This window comes from Bradyrhizobium manausense (genome assembly GCF_018130615.1).
Lineage (GTDB): Bacteria > Pseudomonadota > Alphaproteobacteria > Rhizobiales > Xanthobacteraceae > Bradyrhizobium > Bradyrhizobium manausense_A.
This window is the reverse complement of sequence record NZ_JAFCKB010000007.1, coordinates 26,471-48,419: the sequence shown is the minus strand read 5'-3', so window position 1 is coordinate 48,419 and position 21,949 is coordinate 26,471. Positions and strand designations below refer to the sequence as shown.

Here is a 21,949-nt window from a genome sequence, read left to right as displayed (position 1 = left end):
AGTCGTTAAGTGTTCGGTAAGCGTAGCGGAACAGACACCGATTTTCGGGCTCCCAAGCCCGGCGCCGTGTCGCCAGAGCCAGCCCCGGCTCCGGCGCCGACAGCGTCGCGCGCGCCGCCCCCGCCGGTGGTCGCCTCCCCCCCGCTCGCCCCCGCCCGGCCCGCCCCGGCCATGGAGACCCGCCGCTCGGACAATTACTACGAGGTCAAGGCGACTATCTTCGGCGCGCTGATCGAGGCCATCGACCTCGCCCAGCTCGCCAAGCTCGATTCCGAGTCCGCGCGCGAGGAAATCCGCGACATCGTCAACGAGATCATCGCGATCAAGAACATCGTGATGTCGATCGCCGAGCAGGAAGAGCTGCTCGACGACATCTGCAACGACGTGCTCGGCTATGGCCCGCTCGAACCGCTTCTGGCGCGCGACGACATCGCCGACATCATGGTGAACGGGGCCGGCACGGTCTTCATCGAAGTCAGCGGCAAGATCCAGCGGACCGGAATCCGCTTCCGCGACAATCAGCAGCTCCTCAACATCTGCCAGCGCATCGTCAGCCAGGTCGGCCGGCGCGTCGACGAATCCTCGCCGATCTGCGACGCACGCCTCGCCGACGGCTCTCGCGTCAATGCCATCGTGCCGCCGCTGGCGATCGACGGCCCCGCACTCACCATCCGTAAGTTCAAGAAGGACAAGCTGACGCTTGATCAGCTGGTCAAGTTCGGCGCAATCTCGCCGGAAGGCGCGGAGATCCTCCAGATCATCGGGCGCGTTCGCTGCAACGTGCTGATCTCCGGTGGTACCGGCTCGGGCAAGACCACCCTGCTCAACTGCCTGACCAACTATATCGAGCACGACGAGCGCGTCATCACCTGCGAGGACGCGGCCGAGCTCCAGCTGCAGCAACCCCACGTGGTGCGCCTTGAAACCCGGCCGCCCAACATCGAGGGTGAGGGCCAGGTCACAATGCGCGAACTGGTGCGCAACTGCCTGCGTATGCGCCCCGAACGCATCATCGTCGGCGAAGTCCGCGGCCCGGAGGCCTTCGACCTCCTCCAGGCCATGAACACCGGCCATGACGGGTCGATGGGTACGCTGCACGCCAACAACCCCCGCGAAGCGCTGTCGCGTTGCGAATCCATGATCACGATGGGCGGCTTTTCCCTTCCTTCGCGGACAATTCGCGAGATGATCTGCGCCTCGATCGACGTCATCGTGCAGGCCGCGCGCCTGCGCGACGGCTCCCGTCGCATCACCCACATCACCGAGGTGATGGGCATGGAAGGCGACACCATCATCACCCAGGACATCTTCCTCTACGACCTGGTCGGCGAGGACGCCAACGGCAAGATCATCGGCCAGCACCGCTCGACCGGCATCGGCCGCCCGAAATTCTGGGAACGTGCCCGCTATTACGGCGAGGAGAAGCGCCTTGCTGCTGCGCTCGACGCCGCGGAGAAGGCACCAAAGACGTGAGCAGGCTGGCGCAATCATGAACATTCAGGTCCTCGCCCTCGCGTTCCTCGCCACCGCCGCCGTCGGCGGCATCGCCTGGGTCTTCCTCTATCCCATGCTGTCAGGCGAGCGGAAGGCTGAGAGCCGCCGCGCATCGATCGGGCGCGCCGACGCGCCCGCGGCCAAGCAGGCTGAAAAGAGTCAGCGCTCGCGCCGCGAGCAAGTCGAGAGCTCGCTCAAAGATCTCGAGGCGCGGCGAGCACAGGAAAAGAGCGTTCCGCTCCACATCCGCATTTCACAGGCGGGGCTCGACTGGACGACGCAGAAATTCTGGATCGTGTCCGGCGTCGTCGCGGGGGTGTTTTTCTTTGGCGCGCTGTTCGGTGGCGGCGGCTTGCTCGGCGCCGTCGGTCTCGCCTTTGCCGGCGGCTTCGGCCTGCCGCGCTGGGCGCTGGGCTTCCTGAAGAAGCGTCGCGAGAACAAGTTCCTGGTGGCCCTGCCCGACGCCGTCGACGTCATCGTCCGCGGCATCAAGGCCGGCCTGCCGCTGTTCGAATCGATCAAGGTCGTGGCAGCCGACGCGCCGGAGCCGCTGCGCAGCGAATTCCTGGCCATCATCGAGACGCAGGCGATCGGCATGCCGCTCGGCGAGGCCTGCTCGCGCCTCTACGACCGCATGCCGCTGCCCGAGGCCAACTTCTTCGGCATCGTGGTGTCGATCCAGCAAAAGTCGGGCGGCAACCTCTCCGAAGCGCTGGGCAACCTCTCCAAGGTGCTGCGTGACCGCAAGAAGATGAAGGAAAAGATCCAGGCGATGTCGATGGAAGCCAAGGCCTCGGCCGGCATCATCGGCTCGCTGCCGCCGATCGTGATGTTCCTCGTCTACCTCACGACGCCCGGCTACATCTCCCTGCTGTGGACCCATCCCACCGGTCAGCTCATGCTGGTCGGCTGCGTCGTCTGGATGTCGGTCGGCATCATGGTGATGAAGAAGATGATCAACTTCGATTTCTGATGGTGCCGCATGGTCGAGTTCCTCGTTACGAAACTGCATGACCCCCACTTCATGACCATGCTGCTGGCGGCCATCGCCGCCAGCGCCACCGTGTACACGCTGGTGATGCCGCTGTTCGCAGGCGAGGGCCTCTCCAAGCGGATGAAGGCGGTGGCAAGCGAACGCGAGCGCATCCGGCAGCGCGAGCGCGAGCGCCTCAACAAGAGCGAGAAGGTGTCCCTGCGCCAGACGCCGAAGCAGCTCGTCTCCAAGGTCGTCGAGGACTTCAACCTCACAAAATGGCTGGCGCAGGAAGCCGCGCGCGACAAGCTGATCATGGCCGGCTATCGCGGCCACGCACCTTACGTCACGTTCCTGTTCGCGCGTATGGTGGCCCCGATCGTGCTGTTCGTCGGCTCGGTCGTGTACGTGTTCCTGATCGCCCATATGGACCGCCCAATGCCGATCAAGATCGGCATCTGCGTCGGCGCGGCCTATCTCGGCCTGCAGGCGCCGATGCTGTTCCTCAAGAACGCGATCTCCAAGCGCCAGCTGTCGATCAAACGCGCCTTTCCCGATGCGCTCGACTTGCTGCTGATCTGTATCGAATCCGGCATGTCGGTGGAAATGGCATTCCGCAAGGTCGCCACCGAAATCGTCGGCCAGTCGATCGCACTGTCGGAGGAGTTCACCCTGACCACCGCCGAGCTGTCCTATCTGCAGGACCGCAAGGTGGCGTACGAAAACCTGGCGAAGCGCACCGGGCTCGAAGGCGTCAAATCGGTGTGTCTGGCGCTGCAGCAGGCGGAACGCTACGGCACCCCGCTCGGCCAATCCCTGCGCGTGATGGCGCAGGAAAACCGCGACATGCGCATGAACGAGGCCGAGAAGAAGGCCGCCGCGCTGCCGCCGAAGCTGACTGTGCCGATGATCCTGTTCTTCCTGCCGGTGCTGTTCGTCGTCATTCTCGGACCGACCGGCATCAAGATCTCCGAGCTGCACTGACACAGGGATTGCGGACCGCGCGCGGTCCGCAGCCAATTTCAGGATCGAAAAATCAGGTCTGATCAGTCGGGCTGGCTGAGCGCAGCGACCGGCGTCCGCCTCGATGCGCCGCGCGGGCCATCCTTGCGGTTCAGCATGTCCTTGAGATAGGCGACATTGGCGGCGGCCTCGTCCGGCGGCAAGTCCGCCTTCACGATGCTCTCGGCTTCAGCGAAGCGGCCCTGAAGGCCGACCACCAACCCCAGATTCTGCCGCACGCGCGAGCTTGCCCGCGGCGAAGCATAGGCTTGCCGCAGCGCCTCCTCGGCCTTGGGCAGGTCCCGCGACAGCATGTAGGACAGGCCAAGGTTGGAGAGCACGCCGGGATCGCCCGGCGCGATCTTCAGCGCGCTCGCATAATAGGCGCGCGCCTCATCGTGACGGCCCATCTGATCGAGCGCGGTGCCCTGCACCGAGAGCAGACGCCAGTCCGGATTATCGGGCGAATGCGCCTTCGACAACACGTCGAAGGCCTGCTGGAAATTACCGTTGTCGGCGAGCGCGCGGCCGTATAGGGCCAGCAGCGGCTTGTTGCCGGGATTGGCGATGGTCGCCTGTTCGAGCACGGCGGCGGCCTGGGCGCGCTGACCATTGGCGCGCAGGGCCTGGCCGTAGGCCAGTGCGGCGTCGGGATCCTTGGGATTGGCGCGGTACCGTTCGCCATAGACCTCGGTGGCGCGCGCGGGATCAACCGGCGCGGCTTCCGCCTTCGGACCGATCGAGCCGGTGACGTCGGAAAGTTTTGACATTGCCGTGCAGCCGCCGAGGCTCGCGGCCACCAGTGCAATCAGCGAGGCGGAGGCAAGAAGCCGGGCGGGACGGAACCGTTGACGCATGACGCTTTGACTCTCGAGCCTATTGATCGAGCCGAACGCGCCAGCAATAGACTGTTAACCCTAATGGCCGGTTAACGCGGGGATCGGCCGGCTTGCGGCGGCACCGCACCGCCCAAGCCCAGATCGAGGCCGAGCAGCTTGACCTGATCGTTCAGGTCCCGCAGCAATTGCAGCCGCTGCAGCGCCCTCGCTTCAACATCGACCGTCTCACGCGGCAACCGCGGCCACCGGCGCGAGAGGTCGTCACGATTGACCAGGCGGTCGGCGCAAAGCTCGTCGCGCGCGGCGTGGTCGATGCCGAGCATGTCCGCGGATTGTCCGATCAACCGGCGGAGTAGCGCCCTCACCTCCGCCAGCGCCGCAACGTCGGGATTCGACGCCGCGTTGGCGAACCTGCCGTCAAGATCGGCCCAGGCATGGGAGGTGATGAGATAGATGTAGAGATTGTCCGCCCAGTTCTGCTCGCCATCGTCGTAGAACGCAGGGCGTGACAGCAACCGGCGGACCAGCGTCAGAACCTGATCTCGTTTCAGCGACGCGCATGAGGCGATCTCGATCGATGACTGGATGGCGGGATCGCGGGACAGATCTCGCCCCATGGGAAGCCTGATGAGCCCATCCGGCAGATTCGAATCGAGCGGCCTGAAGCCGCCATAGCTGCGCAGCCGCGAATAGCGGGCGATTGTGAACTGATACTCGGGCCGCTCGGGCTCGGCTGTCGGACCAAAATGGATGATGTTGAAGCCGGCATCGTCGCCGCCCTGCCCGGTGGAGGACGGACAAGAGAGCACATAGATCGTGCGCCAGAAATCCTCACCGCCGCTCCGGGGCGCGCGAGGATCGGGAATCGAATAGCGACTGAGCCCCTCGACATGCCGGTGCCCATGCAGGACCAGGTTGACGTTGAGGGAGGTGGCCGCCTCGAGGAAGGTCGCGGGCGCGGCGAGATACATCAGCGGCTCGTCCGGAACGCCGAGAAACCGTTTGCCCTCGCCGGTCGCCTGCGGCAGCGGATGATGATGCAGCGCCAGCACACGCACCAGGTTTTCCGCGGGCTCGGAATAATCGGCACGTCCGGCCGAGCCGATGCTGCCTGCGAGCTCAACGCTCAGCCGGGCGGACTGCGCGACCATCGCATTGTAGGCCCGCTCGTCGGGGCTGCCGTTAGCAAGCGTGGCCAGGCTTGCCCTGTTGGAGTCGAGCAGCACCAGGTCGAGACCGGCCTGGCGGTAATAGATGCTCTTCGAGGTCCGCGGCAGATGCAGATAGTCGTAGGCGTCGTGGCGGCCACTGCGCTGGCTCGGGCGCTTGACGTCGTGATTGCCGGCGACCGCCTGGATATCGGTGAACAGGCCGGTCTGCCGCAAGGACGCGATGACGGAGAGCGCTTCGTCGAGCGCAGGCGGAGTCGGATCGTTTACGATGTCTCCTGTGATCAGCAGGATGCGGTCAGGTACATCCGCGAAGGCCGCCATCCGCTCGCGCAGATCGGCGACGAGGGCCTCGATCGCCGAAAGTAGCCGGCCTGAGCCATCCAGATGCAGATCGGAGATTTGCGCAACGACAAACGATCTATCCATTTTGCGCCGCTCGTCGCGAATGCTGCGTCGCCCAAACGATTGAGAGAAATGCCTTCGACAAAGAGTCCTGTCGGGTAACGCCCCGGGATCGGCATCAGCCGAACTTCAACGCTCTCTTGCGCTGCATCCGTGCAGAGACACGCTGCGCAACCTAAAAATATTCATCAATAATGCCACAACCGCGACGCCAGTAAAGCCCTGCGGCGACGCCCTCGTGAACGGCCGTTCTCGGCGGAGATACGTGCGTTGGCCGCAGATGGTTTCGCGAGCCGATCAGTATTCGATGGCGAGGCGCTTGCGGATTTCGTCAATGCGTTTGTCGAGCGCATCGAACCGCGCATGAATCGAACGGTCATGGAGATAAAAGACGTAGCCACCGGCCAGAAACGCAAAGACCCAGTGGTGATGCTCGACATAGCCAAAGATGGCCTCGATGGCCTGGCCGACGAATGTGACCACACTCCACACAAATTCCATTGCACGTCCTCCCGGCATGCTTCGTCTTGGTCACCGGCGTTTTCTGCGCGCTTGACAGCCCGCTTGGCAACCACGGCCGGAACCTAGCATGGCTCCTGCTCCGCGAGTAGCGGCTCACGAGCGGTGACCGCAAAGCCGATTGCAGCCATGGCAAAACTCTGCGAAGTCTCCTCCAACCGAATGACCCAGCGGACCCGCCAATGCCTTCCGTCTTCGAGACATCTGCCACCGCTACGCCGATCACTTTCGTCACCCAATCGACTTGGCAGGCCGTGCGCGAGACGCTGCCGCCGGCACAACGCCAGTTCGCCACCGCGACCGCTTTCACCGCCAAGCCGGGCAGCTATCTTGCGCTGCCCGCGCCGGACGGTGCGATCGCGCAAGTGCTGTTCGGCCTCGAGGACGACGGCGCCAAATCGCGCGACCCGTTCCGGCCCGGCGCCCTGCCGGGCCTGCTGCCGCCGGGCACTTATCGCTTTGCCAACGCACCGCACGATACGCGGCTGGCGGCGCTCGCCTTCGCGCTCGGCAGCTACCGCTTTGCCCGTTACCGCAAGGCCGACAGGCCCGACGTCCGGCTGGTGCCGCCTGACGGTGTCGATCCCGCCGAAATCAACCGCATGGCGGATGCCGCGATGCTGGCGCGCGATCTCATCAACACCCCGTCCAACGACATGGGGCCGGAGGAGCTGGCCGCAGCCGCGAAAGAGCTCGCGGCCGAATTCGGCGCGAGCTACGCCTGCACCATCGGCGAGGATCTGAAGACGAACTTTCCCCTGATTCACGCCGTCGGCATGGCCTCGAATCGCGCGCCGCGGCTGATCGACATCGTCTGGGGCGACCCTGATCATCCCAAGGTGACGCTGGTCGGCAAGGGCGTCTGCTTCGATACCGGCGGGCTCGATCTGAAGCCGTCGAGCGGCATGCTGATCATGAAGAAGGACATGGGGGGCGCTGCCAATGTCCTGGCGCTCGCGCGCATGGTGATGGATGCGAAGCTGAAGATCCGGCTGCGGGTGCTGATCCCGGCCGTGGAGAACGCCGTCGCCGGCAACGCCTTCCGCCCGCTCGACATCTTTACCTCGCGCAAGGGCATCACCGTCGAGATCGGCAATACCGACGCGGAAGGCCGGCTGGTGCTCGCCGACGCGCTGGCGCTGGCCGACGAGGAGACGCCCGAACTGCTGATCGATCTGGGCACGCTGACCGGCGCCGCCCGCGTCGCACTGGGGCCGGATTTACCGCCCTTTTACACCAATGATGAGACGCTGGCTGCCGACGTCGCGCGCTGCGCGGTGAAGGAGAACGATCCGTTGTGGCGCATGCCACTGTGGCCGCCTTACGATGCGTGGCTGGACTCCAAGACGGCCACCATCACCAACGCACCATCCGGCGGCTTTGCCGGCTCGATCACCTGCGCGCTGTTCCTGCAACGCTTCGTCGAGCAGGCCGGCAGCTGGCTGCATGTCGACATCTATGGCTGGACGCCATCGGCCAAGCCGGCGCGGCCCGAGGGCGGCGAATGCCAGGCTGCCCGCGCCATCTACAAGGTGCTGAGCGAGCGCTATGCCTGATCCGAGATACGATCCGCGGCTGACACCGGCGCGGAGCGACCTCGCCGCGACATATCTCGAGGGCAAGGTGCAGGCCGACCGCTTCGTCACCGGCGAGGAATTCGAGGTGGTCGCGCCGATTGCGCCGGTGCGCGAACAGCCCTCCTCGAACGCGATGCTGATGACGGAGGCCCTGCGCGGCGAGCGGGTCACGGTCTACGACCGCAACGGCGAGGGCTGGGCCTGGGGCCAGCTCGGCGACGACGGCTATGTCGGCTGGCTGCCGGACGCCGCGCTGCTGAAGCCGGTGGCCGCACCGACGCACAAGGTCAGCGCGCTGCGGACGCTCGCCTTCCCCGGCCCCTCGATCAAGCTGCCACCGGCCGACACGCTGGTGCTGGGATCGAAGCTCACGATCACGCGCGAGGACGGCACATTCGCGGTCACGCGCGAGGGCACGTTCCTGCCGAAGGCCCATCTCGCGCCGCTCGACCATCGCGAGCCGGACTTCGTCGCGATCGCCGAGCGCTTCGTCGGCACGCCCTATCTCTGGGGCGGCAAGAGCAGCCTTGGCATTGATTGCTCGGGTCTCGTCCAGGTGTCGTTGACGGCTTCAGGCACCGGCTGTCCGCGCGACAGCGACATGCAGCAGGCCGGACTTGGCCGCGCGCTGGAGCCGCACGAGCGAAGCACGCTGCAACGTGGCGATCTGATCTTCTGGAAAGGCCACGTCGCCATCGTCCGCGACGGCGGCACCATGGTTCACGCCAACGCGCATCACATGGCCACCGTGATCGAACCGATCGAGCCGGCCATTGCACGGATCAAGCAGGCGGGCAGCGAAATCGTCGCGGTCAAACGGCTCTAGCGGCACCTCGTGGGATGGGTGGAGCTCTGCGAAACCCATTGCTTACTCCACCCATCTCAGAGTCTGCTCCTCAGAACAGACGCAGATGCGGATTTTTCAGCAAACCACCGCCACCCAATTGAGGCGCGTTCTCAAAGCGCGGCGGCAGCGGCGGCTCGAAGAACCGGCCGGGGGGACCGAAGTTCCAGACGTTGCCGCCGGCAACCTGCTCAAGTTCGCCTGCGGATAGCTCGCGCTTCGCCTGCGCGTCGACTTCAGAAAATGTCATCTCCGTCCTCCTGTCGCGATCGCGAGACCATCTCGCGACCGTGCGCACAGGATGCCGCAGCGATCGCGCTGCTGCCGTGATCGCAATCACGCTGGATCAGGTCGCGACCGCGCCGTTCCCGGCCGTCTCCAGGCGGAACGCCGCCGCGAACAGCGCGCGGGTGTAATCCGTCCTGGGATTTTTGAACAGCTCCGCTGCCTGGCCTTCCTCGACCACCTTGCCGCTGCGCATTACGATCAGATGGCTTGCGAGCGAGGCGACGACTCGCAGATCGTGCGAGATGAACATGTAGGTGAGATCGCGCTTGCGCTGAAGCTCGCGCAGCAGCTCCACCATCTGGGCCTGAAACAGCATGTCGAGTGCGCTCGTCGGCTCGTCCAGCACGACGAAGTCCGGCTCCAGCACCACCGCGCGCGCAATGCTGATGCGCTGGCGCTGGCCGCCGGAAAATTCATGCGGATAGCGGAAGCGCGTATCCGGCTTCAGCCCGACATCCTCGAGCGCCTTGACGACGCGCGCCTCCCGCTCGTCACGCGACAGCTTTGGCTGATGCACGGAGAGGCCTTCGGCGATGATGTCGGCAATCGACATGCGCGGGCTGAGCGAGCCGAACGGGTCCTGGAACACGATCTGCATGTCGCGCCGGAACGGCCGCATCTCCTTGAAGCGCAGACCCTGGATGTCCTTGCCCAGAAATACGATGCGACCGTTCGACGAGATCAGCCGCAGCAATGCCAGCCCCAGCGTGGTCTTGCCCGACCCGGATTCGCCGACGACGCCGAGCGTCTCGCCCTTGCGCACGGCGACGCTCACGCCGTCGACTGCCTTGATGTGGCCGACCGTCTTGCGCATCAGGCCGCGCCTGATCGGAAACCACACCTTCAAGTCGTCGGCCGACATCACCACCGGCGCGTTCGGCTGCGGCGGCGCCGGATCCGGCTTCGGCTCGGCTGCAAGCAGATCGCGCGTATAGGGATGCTTCGGGGTCTTGAAGACCTGCTCGACCGGCCCCTGCTCGACGATCTCGCCGCCCTTCATGACGCAGACGGTGTCGGCGATGCGGCGCACGATGCCGAGATCATGGGTGATGAAGAGCAGGCTCATGCCGAGCCGGGCGCGGATCTCGGCGAGCAGCGCCAGGATCTGCGCCTGCACCGTGACGTCGAGCGCCGTGGTCGGCTCGTCCGCGATCAGCAGATCCGGCTCGTTGGCGAGCGCCATCGCGATCATCACGCGCTGGCGTTGACCGCCCGAGAGCTGATGCGGATAGCTCTTGAGCCGGGTCTCCGGCTCGGGAATGCCGACCTGCGTCAGCAGCTCGAGCGTCCGCTGGCGTGCCTGCGCATGGCTGGTGGGATTATGCAGCTGGATGATCTCGCCGATCTGCGCCTCGATCGTGTGCAGCGGATTGAGGGATGTCATCGGCTCCTGGAAGATGATGGAGATATCGCTGCCGCGAATCTCCCGCATCTGCTGCTCGGTCTGATCAATCAGCTCCTGCCCCTTGAAGCGGATGCTGCCCGAGGGATGCGAGGCATTCGGATAGGGCAGCAGCTTCAGGATCGAGAGCGCGCTGACGGACTTGCCGGAGCCGGATTCGCCGACCAGCGCGACGCACTCGCCGCGCTTGATCTGGAACGAGACCTTGTCGACCGCAAGCGTCGTGCTGCCGCCCTGGTGGAAGGCCACCGAGAGGTTACGCACGGCGAGCAGGGGCTGGTTGATCGCGTCCATCACGCCCTCACTTGAACGTCTTGCGCGGATCGAAGGCGTCGCGCACGGCTTCGCCGATGAAGATCAGGAGCGACAGCATGATCGCGACCGAGAAGAAGCCGGTGAAGCCGAGCCACGGTGCCTGCACGTTGGATTTGCCCTGCGACAGCAGCTCGCCAAGCGACGGCGAGCCGGGCGGCAGGCCGAAGCCGAGGAAGTCCAGCGCCGTCAGCGTCATCACCGAGCTCGAGACGATGAATGGCAGGAACGTCATGGTCGCGACCATCGCATTCGGCAACAGATGCCGGAACATGATCACTTTATTCGACACGCCGAGCGCACGCGCCGCCTGGATGTATTCGAAATTGCGTCCGCGCAGGAACTCCGCGCGCACGAGGCCGACCAGTGACACCCAGGAGAACAGCAGCAATATCCCGAGCAGCACGAAGAAGCCGGGCACCAGCACCGACGATAGGATCAGTAGCAGATAGAGCGAGGGGATCGCGGTCCATATCTCGATGAAGCGCTGGAACGTGAGATCGATCCAGCCACCGAAATAGCCCTGGATACCGCCTGCGGCGACGCCGACGATCGAGGAGACGATGGTGAGGCAGAGGCCGAACAGCACCGAGATACGGAAGCCGTAGATCAGCCGCGCCACCACGTCGCGGCCCTGATCGTCGGTGCCGAGCCAGTTATATTCGAGGTCGCGGCAACTCTTCAGACCCTTCTTCTCGACCACCGGCTTGCACTGCGCTTCCGTCAGCATCCAGGTCGGCGCCGACGGCGCCGGCGTCGGCAAATCGAGATTGTGGGTGTCGTAGGAGTAGCGGATCAGCGGCCAGACGATGCTGCCGCCCTTGTCCTTGATCAGCTTCTGCAGGTACGGATCGCGGTAGTCGGCCGCGGTCTCAAAATCACCGCCGAAGGTCGTCTCCGAATAGGTCACGAAGGCCGGCCAATAGAGATGACCGTCATATTTGATCAGGAATGGCCGGTCGTTGGCGATCAGCTCGGCAAACAGCGAGACCACGAACAGGACCATGAAGATCCAGAACGACCAGTAGCCGCGCCGGTTCGCCCTGAAATTCTCCCAGCGCCGCTTGTTCAGCGGCGACGGTGCGAACGGCTTGCGCGTGATCGGCACGGCCGCGCCAAGCGGCGTCTTGGCCGACGTCTCAATCGGGGTCGGGGCGGTCAGCGTCATCAGACCTCCCTCGCCTCGAAATCGATCCGCGGATCGATCCACATGTAAGTCAGATCCGAGATCAGGTTGACCACAAGACCGACCAGCGAAAAGATGTAGAGCGTGCCGAACACCACGGGATAATCGCGGTTCAGCACGCTTTCGAAACTGAGCAGCCCGAGCCCGTCGAGCGAGAAAATCGTCTCGATCAGCAGCGAGCCGGAAAAGAAGGCGTGGATGAAGGCGCCCGGGAAGCCCGCGATCACGATCAGCATCGCGTTGCGGAAGATGTGACCGTAGAGCACCTGGCTTTCACTACACCCTTTCGCGCGCGCGGTCATGACGTATTGCTTGCGGATCTCGTCCAGGAACGAATTCTTGGTAAGCAGCGTCATCGTGGCGAATGCGCTCAGCCCCATCGACAGCAGCGGCAAGGTCAGGTGCCAGAAATAGTCGATGATCTTCCAGTACCAGGGGAATTGCGACCAGCCGTCCGAGGTCAGGCCGCGCAGCGGGAACAGGTTGAAGAACGAGCCGCCGGCGAACAGGATGATCAGCAGGATCGCGAACAGGAAGCCTGGAATCGCGAAGCCGATGATGATGATCGCCGAAGTCCAGGTGTCGAAGCGCGTACCGTCCTTGACGGCCTTCCGGATGCCGAGCGGGATCGAGATCAGATAGGTGATCAGCGTCAGCCAGATGCCGAGCGAGATCGAAACCGGCAGCTTCTCCTTGATCAACTGGATCACGCTGACATCGCGGAAATAGCTCTTGCCGAAATCGAAGCGCGCAAAATTCCACACCATCAGAGCGAAACGCTCCGGCGCCGGCTTGTCGAAGCCGAACTGAGCCTCGAGCTTCTTGATGAAGTCGGGGTCGAGGCCCTGAGCGCCGCGATATTTCGAGTTGACGGCATCTCCACCGGCACCCAGCTGCCCGGGCGCGCGTTGCGCAAAGTCGCCGCCGCCCGAGATGCGGGAACTGCCGCCGGTGTCGGCGCCCGAAAGCTGCGCGATCACGCGCTCGACCGGACCGCCCGGCGCGAATTGCACGACCACGAAGGAGACAAAGAGGATTCCGAGCAGCGTCGGAATCATCAGGAGAATACGGCGGGCGATATAGGCGCTCATGTCATTTCGCCTGCTCGAGCTTGGCCGCCTTCGCGCGGTCGTACCACCAGTTTTCCGGAGCGCCGACGCCTTGCGCGTATTTGGGGGGCTTGTCGGGATGGCTGAACTGGTCCCAATAGGCGACCCGATGGAAGTTCGCATACCATTGCGGCACCCAATAGCGCCCGGCGCGGAACACGCGGTCAAAAGCCCGGCAAGCAATGGTCAGCTCCGCCCGGGTCTGGGCTGCGATGATCTTGTCGATCAGCGCGTCGATGATCGGATCGGAGATACCAGCGAGATTGTACGACCCCTTGGTTTTTGCCGCCTGGGAGGAGAAGAACGCCCGCATGGCATCGCCTGGCGTCGCCGACATCGAAAACCGTTCGATCGTCATGTCGAAATCGAAATCCTCCAGTCGGGCGCGGTACTGCACCGCGTCGACCAGCCGGAATGTCGCGTCGATGCCGAGCGTCGCGAGGTTCTTCAAGTACGGCCCGTGATGCGGCTGGATCGACTGCTCGTCGTTGAGGAACTCGATGGTGAAGGGCTCGCCATTCGGCAGCACCCGCTTGCGCTCCTTGACGAGGTAGCCGGCTTCATTGAGCAGCTCGCCCGCCTTTCGCAGCAGGCCGCGGTCCTGTCCCGAGCCATCCGACACCGGCGGCACGAAAGGCTGACCGAACACTTCATCGGGCACCTTGCCGCGGAAGGGTTCCAGCAGCACAAGCTCTTCAGGCGAAGGCGGGCCTGATACCATCATGTCGGAGTTCTGGAACGGCGAGCGCGTGCGCGCATAGGCGCCGTACATGATCGACTTGTTGGTCCACTCGAAATCGAAAGCATAGATCAGCGCCTCACGCACGCGCGGATCCCTGAATTTGTCGCGGCGCGTGTTGATGAACCAGCCCTGCGCGCCTGACGGGGTCTCATCCGGCAGTTGCTCTTGCTTGACGCGCCCGTCCTTCACCGCCGGGAAATCGTAACGCGTGGCCCAGATGCGGGATGTGAGCTCCTCGCGGAACAAATAGTTCTTGCCAGTGAACCCCTCGAACGCAACGTCGCGGTCGCGGTAGAATTCGTAGCGCACCGTATCGAAATTGTAACTGCCGCGGCAGACCGGCAGATCGGCGCCCCACCAGTCCTTGACGCGGTCGTATTCGATGTACCGGTTGACCTCGAATTTGCCGACCTTGTACGGACCGGAGCCCAGCGGCGTATCGAGCGTCGATTCATCAAAGGCGCGCGTGGCGTAATATGCCTTCGAGAAGATCGGCAGGCTCGCGACATAGAGCGGAACGTCACGTGCGCGGTTAGGCGCGAAGGTGACGACCACGGTGGAATCGTCGAGCGCCTCGGCCTTTACGAAATCGCGGAGCTGCACGACGATCAGGGGATGCCCCTTCTCCTTCAGCGCGGTCAGCGAGAAGGCGACATCATGCGCCGTGAGCTTGGAGCCATCGTGGAAACGAGCCTCGGATCGGATCGTGAAGGCGTAGGACAGCTTGTCCGGCGAGATCCGCACCGATCTTGCCGCAAGCCCATACATCGCGTCGGGCTCGTCATTGGCTCGCCCCATCAACGACGCGAAGGTCATATCCATGCCCTGCGCGCCCTCGCCCTTCAGGATATAGGCATTGAGCGAAGAGAACGTGAAATAGGACTGGTTGTAGGCGCGGACCGACGGGATCAGCGAAAACGCGCCGCCCTTCGGCGCGTCAACATTGACGTAGTCGAAATGGTTGAAGTCGACCGGGTATTTGAGATCGCCAAATGCCGACATGCCGTGGGCTTCGGCCGCCGCCTCCGACGCTCGCGCACCGCGCAATAGCGGCGCGCTCAGGGCGCCTGCACCTAGGGCCAGCACATGCCGGCGTGAAAGCTGCGCCATGCGCAATTGCTTCCTCAAGAGCGTTTTCCGATGCGTGCCGCCTTTTCAGCGTCATACCACCATAGCGTCGGCAGGCCGGACCGACCGTATTTCGGCAGCGGATCGGCGTGGCCAAAGCGGTCCCAGCGGGCGTAGCGCAAGAAAGGATAGGTGAACTGCGGCACGAGATAGAAATTCCACAGCAGCACACGGTCCAGCGCGTGGGTCGCGGCAACCAGACCCGGACGGTCTTTGGCGTAGATTACCTTCTCGATTAGTGCATCCACTGCGGGATTCTTGATGCCAATCAGGTTGCTCGAACCGGGCACGTCAGCCGCCTGCGCCCCCCAAAACTCACGCTGCTCGTTACCGGGCGAGAGGGACTCACCCTGACTGTGAATGATCATGTCGAAGTCGAAGCTGCGCAATCGATTCTGGTACTGCGCATCATCGACCATGCGTATCGAGGTCGTGACGCCAATGCGCTCCAACGACGGCTTGTAGAACAGAGCGATGCGTTCGTCAGGAGGATACTGTACCAGTATCTCAACAGCGAGCGGCTTGCCGGAGGCGTCGACCAGCTTGTGATCGCGAATCTCGAAGCCGGCCTCCTTCAGAAGTCTTGCTGCTTCGCGCAGATTAGCCCGCACGGCTTCCGGATTGCCGCCAACCGGATTCTGGTAGGGAGTGGTGAAGACTTCTGGGGGCACCTTGTCCTTTACGGTCTCTAGGATCTGCAGTTCCTCACCTTGCGGCAGACCAGTTGCAGCGAGGTCCGTTCCTTCAAAATAGCTATTGATGCGCTTGTACTGGCCGAAGAAGAGCTGCTTGTTCATCTCCTCGAAATCGAAAGCGTAGTTGAACGCGCGGCGCAGCCGGGCGTCCTTGAACTGATCGCGGCGGATGTTGAAGATGAAGGCCTGCATGCGGCCGGAATCGTTGATCGGGAATTCTTCCTTGAGCACCCGCTTGTCCGCGACCGCGGGGAAGTCGTAGGCCGTCGCCCACTGCTTGGCGGAGTTCTCCGCGATCCAGTCGGCCTGGTTGGCCTTGAACGCCTCGAGCGCGACGAGGTTGTCCCGGAAGAATTCGAAGCGCAGCTCGTCGAAATTGTTGGTGCCGATCTGGCTCGGGACGTTGGCCCCCCAATAATCCTTGACCCGCTCGAGCTTGATCGAGCGTCCGGCCACGAACTCCTTGATCTTGTAGGGACCCGAGCCGAGCGGCGGCTCCAGCGTGGTCGCACTGACATCGCGCTTGCGGCCTTGCGCATCGGTGCCTTCCCACCAGTGCTTCGGCAGCACCGTCAACTCGCCCACGATGGTCGGCAATTCACGGTTGCCCGGCGCGTCGAAGGTGAACCTGACGTCGCTCTCACCGACCTTCTCCGCCTTCACCACATGACGGTAGTAGGAGGCGTACATCGGCGACTGCTTCTTGAGCGTCTCGAGCGAAAAGATCACGTCCTCCGGGGTCACCGGCTTGCCGTCGTGCCAACGCGCCTCTTTCCGCAGGCGATAGGTCACCCAGGAAAAATCGTCCGGATGCTGCGCCGATTCGGCTAGCTCGCCATATTCGGTGGCGACCTCGTCTTGGGCGCGCGTCATCAGCGTTTCGTAGATCAGCGCCGCCGCCGGCGCGAGCGAGCCCTTGATGCCGGCGACCGCAATGTTGAAATTATCAAAAGTGCCGAGCGAAATCAGGCGCGCCACGCCGCCCTTGGGCGCATCCGGATTGACGTAATCGAAGCGCTTGAAGCCGGCCGGGTATTTGATGTCGCCAAACAGCGACAGCGCATGGCGCCAGGGAAGTTCTCCCGCCGATTGCGCCTCTGCCGTCCTGACGACGGGAACACCCGCCACGGAGCCGAGGGCGGGAAGCGCGGCAGCGGCCGCGCCGGTGAGCAGGAGATCGCGTCGGGTAATGGCCAAATCAACATCCCTGTCTTGAAGGAGGCTACTCCTTTAAGTTCCCAATATAGGCGAGGTTTCGACGGAATATGTTGCTTTTTCCTCATCTTGAAAGGCCGGACGGCCTATCGGATGCGGCCAAACGCCCCGATAACAACGCCGCGAGGCGCGGATATGGAAACGGCCAGGCTTTCATGCCTGGCCGCATATCCAAGATGATGTACCGTTGAGCCTTATTTCGCAGCTGTCGGGAGCGGCTTCGGGCTGTCGGAGAGGCTGTTCAGGTAGGCGATGACGTCGGCGCGCTCCGAGTCCTTCGGGATGCCGGCGAAGCCCATCGCGGTGCCGGGAACGGCGGCCTTGGGATTGGCGATGAACTTGTTGAGCGCGTCGAAGTCCCAGGCGCCGCCCTTGCCCTTCATCGCGGCCGAGAAATTGAAACCACCGCGGCCTTCGCCGACATGGTCACCGACGATGCCGTAGAGATTCGGACCGACGCGATTCGGGCCACCCTTCTCGAATGTGTGGCATGCGCCGCACTTCTTGGCGGCGGAAGCGCCCTTCTCGACGGAGGCGGTCTGGAGCAGCTTTTCGATCGGCTCGGACGCCGCTGCGGCAGCGCCTGCGCCGCCCTTGTCACCAGCCTCTTCCTTCACGGCGATCTCGAAGCCCGGCTTTTCCGGCATCTTGGGCGAGAACAGCGCACTCGCGGTGAAGCTCGTGACCAGCAGGATGAGACAGGTACCGAGCACGGCACCGAGAATCTTATTGAGTTCGAAAGAGTCCATTTCCGGCTAGGCCCCACACCGCAAGAAGGAAAAGCGGCCGGGCGGCCGCCAGGACGAGCCTCGGGAGAATCAAACGTTCCTTATTGTTTCCCCGAGTTTTGCCATTGAGATATCGGTTTGCCCGGGGTCTGGCAACCCGTATAAGCGGTCCCGCTTTCAGCCCGTCCCCACTCTATTTCTCGATGCGGAAAACGCCCGTTTCCAGGCCCTTGAACCCAGTCGCTTGAACCAATGACCGATCCTCGCATCCTGGTGCTGATCCCGGCCCGCATGGCCGCCACCCGCCTGCCCGGCAAGCCGCTCGCCGACATCGCGGGCCTGCCGATGATCGTGCACGTGATGCGGCGGGCAGAGGCCGCCCGTATCGGCCGCGTTGCGGTGGCAACCGATACGGCGGAAATCGCGGCGGTCGTGACCGCCCATGGCGGCGAGGCCGTGATGACCCGCCCGGAGCATCCCTCCGGCTCCGACCGCATCCACGAGGCCATGCAGAAGCTCGATCCGGCGGGAAAAGCCGAGATCGTGGTGAATCTCCAGGGCGATTTCCCCACGATCACGGTCGACAACATTCGCGAGGTGCTGCCGCCGCTGGAAGACCCGGCCGTGGACATCGCCACACTGGCGTCACAGATCCACACCGAGGAGGAGGACCTTGCCCCAAGCGTCGTGAAGGCGATCGGAACCTCGCTCGGTGGCCGGCGCATGCGCGCACTTTATTTCACCCGCGCAACCGCGCCGACCGGCGACGGACCGCGTTACCACCATATCGGCCTCTACGCCTATCGCCGCGCTGCGCTGGAGCGCTATGTCTCCCTGCCGCCCTCGCCGCTGGAATTGCAGGAGAAGCTCGAGCAGCTCCGCGCCCTGGAGGCCGGGATGCGCATCGACTTCACCATCGTCGACACCGTCCCCCGCGGGGTCGACACGCCGGCGGACCTCGAGACCGCCCGCGGCATCCTTTCCAAATCCTGAGCCGCTGCTACAAGGCCCGTCATGAGCAAGATGAAGATCGCATTCCAGGGCGAACCTGGCGCCAATTCCCACATCGCCATCGTCGAGGCCTATCCCGACGCCGAGCCGATGCCCTGCGCCACCTTCGAGGACGCGCTGTCGGCGATCTCCTCGGGCGAGGCCGACCTCGGGATGATCCCGATCGAGAATTCGGTCGCCGGCCGTGTCGCCGATATCCATCATTTGCTGCCGGCCTCCGGCCTGTTCATCATCGGTGAATGGTTCCTGCCGGTCCGGCATCAATTGATGGCCGTGAAGGGGACCAAGATCTCCGACATCAAGTCCGTCGAGAGCCACGTGCATGCGCTCGGCCAGTGCCGTCGCATCATCCGCAAGCTCGGTATCAAGGGCATCGTCCACGCAGACACCGCCGGCAGCGCCCGCGACATCTCCGAGCGCAACGACAAGACGGTCGCAGCGATCGCCTCGCGCCTCGCCGCGAAGATCTATGGCCTCGATATCCTCGCCGAGGACATCGAGGACGAGGCGCACAACACCACGCGCTTCGTGGTGCTGGCGCGCGAGCCGAAATGGGCCGCACAAGGCTCCGGCCCGCTGGTCACGACTTTTGTATTTCGGGTGCGTAACCTCCCCGCCGCGCTCTACAAGGCGCTCGGCGGCTTTGCCACCAACGGCGTCAACATGACCAAGCTCGAGAGCTACATGGTCGACGGCAATTTCTTCGCGACGCAGTTTTATGCCGATGTCGACGGCCATCCCGACGACAAGGGCCTGGCATTTGCGATCGAGGAGCTAAAATTCTTCTCGCGCGAATTCCGGATCGTTGGCGTCTATCCCGGCCACCCGTTCCGCGCGACGTTCAGCGAGACGCAACAGGATTGATGCCGTCGCTCCGGGGCACGCGAAGCGTGAACCCGGAACCTCGAGATTCTATGGTGCGAGTGCGCACCAGAGTTCGATGCTTCGCATCGCCCCGGAACGACAATCAATAACTAGGCCGCCTGCTTCAGCCCAAACGCCTCCGCCAGCAGCGAATACGATTTCTTGCGCGCCTCGTGGTCGTAAACGGCCGTGATCACCATCAACTCGTCCGGCTTGCTCGCGTCCATCAGCGGCTGAAGCTTCTTCTGCACCGTTGCCGGATTGCCGACGAACAGGCGCGAACGGTTGCGCGCGATCGAGACGCGCTCGGAATCCGTATAGGGATAGGCCAGTGCCTCCTCGACACTCGGTAGCGGCAGATACTGACCGCGGTCGCGGCGCAGACGATTGAGGTCGAACGAGGCCGCGAGCTTTTCGGCCTCCTCGTCCGTGTCAGCCGTGATGACGGCAACGGCGAGGATCGCGTGCGGGGTCGCGCGCCAGGCCGAAGGCTGGAAGCGGTTGCGATAATGCACCATCGCATCGATTGCATCGTGAGACGCAAAGTGATGCGCGAAGGCGAAGCCCATGCCGACTTGCGCGGCGAGCTCCGAGGAATAGTCGCTGGAGCCGAGCAGCCAGATCGGCGGCAGCGGACTATCATCCGGCATCGCGACGACGTTGTGGTAGGGATGGCCTGCGGGGAATTCACGGGTCTCCCACAAAATCAGCTCATGCAGCCGCTCCAGAAAATCGTCGCCCTCGCGGCGATCGAGCCGGCTTCTGAGGGCGTAGGCCGTCGCAGCGTCAGTGCCGGGGGCGCGACCAAGGCCGAGATCGATCCGGCCGGGAAACAGGGCCTCCAGCATCTTGAAGCGTTCGGCCACGACCAGGGGGGCGTGGTTGGGCAGCATCACGCCGCCCGAGCCGACGCGGATGTGCTTGGTCACCGCCGCGATCTGCCCGATCATCACGTCGGGCGCCGGGCTCGCGACCGAGGCCAGGTTGTGATGTTCGGCGAGCCAGTAGCGAACATAGCCGAGCCCATCGACATGGCGCGCCAGGTCGATGCTGTTGCGCAGCGCCGCGGCGGGCTTTGTGCCTGTGGTGACGACGGAGAGGTCAAGGACTGAAAGCGGGATCATGGCGCCTTAAGGTAGAGGAGGGTCGCGCCGCGGCAATGGGCCAACGGCGCAGATCTGGCGTGTGTCGGCCGAGCGGCGGAGAGAGCGGCGAGAACGAGACGTGGGACAAATGCAGGTCATGCTACTCTGAATTCAGACTGCCCACTGAATATTGAGCATCAAATTTCCGAACAGAAAAATATCATATAATTGATTTTATTGAAATATTTATCCAACGTAACCCATTCCCACTCCAGGCCTCTGCATCGCAATATCTGACATAATTCCGTGAAAAGTGGGCTATTTCCCATCATCGATGGGCTGTCGAGAAATCCGCGTTTGTCCTATCTTAGCCGCTTCCAAGGTTAGACCCGGCCACCGCCAGACCGCTGGTGAGCCCCTGCAGTGAGTGGTGCCATGATTGATTTGACGACGCCTGCCCAGACTGACGGGCAAGACGGGCACCTCGCCGCCAAGCGGCCTGCGATCTCGTTCGAGTTCTTTCCGCCCAAGACGGAAGATATGGAGCGGAATCTCTGGGAGACCATCAACCGGCTCGCCCCGCTCGATCCGAAATTCGTGTCGGTGACCTATGGCGCAGGCGGCTCGACCCGTGAGCGCACCCACTCGACCATTTCCCGCATCCTCAAGGAGACTGCGCTGCTGCCGGCTGCGCATCTGACCTGCGTCGGCGCCTCGCGCGGCGAGATCGACGAGATTGTCGACCGCTACCACGAGGTCGGCGTTCGCCACATCGTGGGCCTGCGTGGCGATCCCGCCGGCGGCATCGGCACGCCCTATGCGAGCCATCCCGACGGCTATCAGAGCTCGGCCGAGCTCGTCGCGGGGATCAAGAAGCGACACGCCGATATCGAGGTGTCCGTCTCGGCCTATCCCGAGAAGCACCCGGAAGCGCGCGACTTCGATGCCGATATCGACACGCTGAAGGCAAAAGTCGACGCCGGCGCGACGCGCGCAATCACCCAGGTCTTCTTCGATAACGATCTCTACTTCCGTTATCTCGACCGCGTGCGCGCCCGCGGCATCAACATCCCAATCGTGCCGGGCATCATGCCCATGCACAATTTCAAGCAGGCTCGCAATTTCGTCACCCGCGCCGGCACTACCGTGCCGGACTGGTTCGCCGCGAAATTCGAGGGCCTCGACGACGACGCCGAAACGCGCAAGCTGGTGGCCGCAACCGTCGCGGCGGGCCAAGTGCAGAAGCTCGCCAAGCACGGCGTCGACACCTTCCATTTCTACACCATGAACCGCGCCGATCTCGTGTTCGCGATCAGCCATTTGCTCGGCATTCGCGCCAAGAGCGCGCAGAAGGCGGCTTAA

Annotated in this window: 19 protein-coding genes; 8 read left to right on the top strand and 11 right to left on the bottom strand. The window is 63.7% G+C overall.

The genetic code is table 11. The annotated features are described in order from the left end of the window. The first annotated feature begins 9 nt into the window (after positions 1–9). The 3 genes from JQ587_RS15340 to JQ587_RS15330 are packed head-to-tail and all read left to right on the top strand — an operon-like array spanning position 10 to position 3,451. Entirely contained in the window at positions 10–1,473 is a 1,464-nt protein-coding gene (locus tag JQ587_RS15340; protein ID WP_212298384.1) for a TadA family conjugal transfer-associated ATPase, read from the top strand. Positions 1,474–1,489: 16 nt separating this feature from the next. Beyond that, positions 1,490–2,467, top strand: coding sequence for a type II secretion system F family protein (locus tag JQ587_RS15335; RefSeq protein WP_212298385.1), 978 nt, complete (start codon positions 1,490–1,492; stop codon positions 2,465–2,467). 9 nt (positions 2,468–2,476) lie between these two features. After that, positions 2,477–3,451, top strand: coding sequence for a type II secretion system F family protein (locus JQ587_RS15330; RefSeq protein WP_212298386.1), 975 nt, complete (start codon positions 2,477–2,479; stop codon positions 3,449–3,451). A gap of 62 nt (positions 3,452–3,513) precedes the next feature. Here JQ587_RS15330 and JQ587_RS15325 read toward each other — a convergent pair whose 3' ends face one another. From JQ587_RS15325 to JQ587_RS15315, 3 genes are all read right to left on the bottom strand, one after another. Beyond that, positions 3,514–4,326 (bottom strand): tetratricopeptide repeat protein, encoded by an 813-nt coding sequence (locus tag JQ587_RS15325; RefSeq protein ID WP_212298387.1) that lies wholly within the window; start codon positions 4,324–4,326, stop codon positions 3,514–3,516. 71 nt (positions 4,327–4,397) lie between these two features. Further along, positions 4,398–5,906, bottom strand: a complete 1,509-nt coding sequence (locus JQ587_RS15320) for a metallophosphoesterase family protein (RefSeq protein ID WP_212425832.1) — start codon at positions 5,904–5,906, stop codon at positions 4,398–4,400. A gap of 273 nt (positions 5,907–6,179) precedes the next feature. Then, entirely contained in the window at positions 6,180–6,383 is a 204-nt protein-coding gene (locus JQ587_RS15315) for a hypothetical protein (protein ID WP_212298389.1), read from the bottom strand. Positions 6,384–6,583: 200 nt separating this feature from the next. On the opposite strand from JQ587_RS15315, the gene JQ587_RS15310 reads away from it, so the two are divergent. Together JQ587_RS15310 and JQ587_RS15305 are read left to right on the top strand one after the other, a co-directional pair. After that, on the top strand, positions 6,584–7,957 hold the full coding sequence (locus JQ587_RS15310; protein WP_212425831.1) for a leucyl aminopeptidase family protein: 1,374 nt from the start codon (positions 6,584–6,586) through the stop codon (positions 7,955–7,957). Next, on the top strand, positions 7,950–8,804 hold the full coding sequence (locus JQ587_RS15305; RefSeq protein ID WP_212425830.1) for a C40 family peptidase: 855 nt from the start codon (positions 7,950–7,952) through the stop codon (positions 8,802–8,804). The genes JQ587_RS15310 and JQ587_RS15305 overlap by 8 nt, the downstream gene beginning before the upstream one ends. Before the next feature lie 70 nt (positions 8,805–8,874). Here the strand turns inward: JQ587_RS15305 and JQ587_RS15300 are convergent, their stop codons facing one another. From JQ587_RS15300 to JQ587_RS15270, 7 genes are all read right to left on the bottom strand, one after another. Then, a complete protein-coding gene (locus JQ587_RS15300) occupies positions 8,875–9,072 on the bottom strand; it encodes a hypothetical protein (protein ID WP_212298392.1) in 198 nt (65 codons plus the stop codon). A gap of 96 nt (positions 9,073–9,168) precedes the next feature. Further along, positions 9,169–10,806 carry an ABC transporter ATP-binding protein gene (locus JQ587_RS15295; protein ID WP_212298393.1) on the bottom strand — a complete coding sequence of 546 codons (1,638 nt, stop codon included), beginning with the start codon at positions 10,804–10,806 and terminating at the stop codon, positions 9,169–9,171. Positions 10,807–10,813: 7 nt separating this feature from the next. After that, entirely contained in the window at positions 10,814–11,992 is a 1,179-nt protein-coding gene (locus JQ587_RS15290; RefSeq protein ID WP_212425829.1) for an ABC transporter permease, read from the bottom strand. Beyond that, positions 11,992–13,101 carry a microcin C ABC transporter permease YejB gene (locus tag JQ587_RS15285; protein WP_212298395.1) on the bottom strand — a complete coding sequence of 370 codons (1,110 nt, stop codon included), beginning with the start codon at positions 13,099–13,101 and terminating at the stop codon, positions 11,992–11,994. Before JQ587_RS15285 ends, JQ587_RS15290 begins: the two co-directional genes overlap by 1 nt. A gap of 1 nt (position 13,102) precedes the next feature. Further along, on the bottom strand, positions 13,103–14,971 hold the full coding sequence (locus tag JQ587_RS15280; protein ID WP_212425828.1) for an extracellular solute-binding protein: 1,869 nt from the start codon (positions 14,969–14,971) through the stop codon (positions 13,103–13,105). A gap of 14 nt (positions 14,972–14,985) precedes the next feature. Beyond that, complete coding sequence (locus JQ587_RS15275; RefSeq protein WP_212425827.1) at positions 14,986–16,881, bottom strand: extracellular solute-binding protein; 1,896 nt, start codon at positions 16,879–16,881, stop codon at positions 14,986–14,988. A 212-nt stretch (positions 16,882–17,093) separates the two neighbouring features. After that, positions 17,094–17,648, bottom strand: a complete 555-nt coding sequence (locus JQ587_RS15270; protein WP_212298398.1) for a c-type cytochrome — start codon at positions 17,646–17,648, stop codon at positions 17,094–17,096. A 231-nt stretch (positions 17,649–17,879) separates the two neighbouring features. Between JQ587_RS15270 and JQ587_RS15265 the strand changes: the two genes are divergently transcribed. Together JQ587_RS15265 and JQ587_RS15260 are read left to right on the top strand one after the other, a co-directional pair. Then, positions 17,880–18,620: a 3-deoxy-manno-octulosonate cytidylyltransferase gene (locus JQ587_RS15265; protein WP_212298399.1), complete on the top strand. Its 741-nt coding sequence runs from the start codon at positions 17,880–17,882 to the stop codon at positions 18,618–18,620. A 21-nt stretch (positions 18,621–18,641) separates the two neighbouring features. Then, entirely contained in the window at positions 18,642–19,502 is an 861-nt protein-coding gene (locus JQ587_RS15260; protein ID WP_212298400.1) for a prephenate dehydratase, read from the top strand. 110 nt (positions 19,503–19,612) lie between these two features. On the opposite strand, the gene JQ587_RS15255 is transcribed toward JQ587_RS15260, so the two are convergent. Beyond that, positions 19,613–20,626, bottom strand: coding sequence for an LLM class flavin-dependent oxidoreductase (locus JQ587_RS15255; RefSeq protein ID WP_212425826.1), 1,014 nt, complete (start codon positions 20,624–20,626; stop codon positions 19,613–19,615). 396 nt (positions 20,627–21,022) lie between these two features. On the opposite strand from JQ587_RS15255, the gene metF reads away from it, so the two are divergent. Further along, positions 21,023–21,949, top strand: a complete 927-nt coding sequence (metF, locus tag JQ587_RS15250) for a methylenetetrahydrofolate reductase [NAD(P)H] (RefSeq protein WP_212298402.1) — start codon at positions 21,023–21,025, stop codon at positions 21,947–21,949.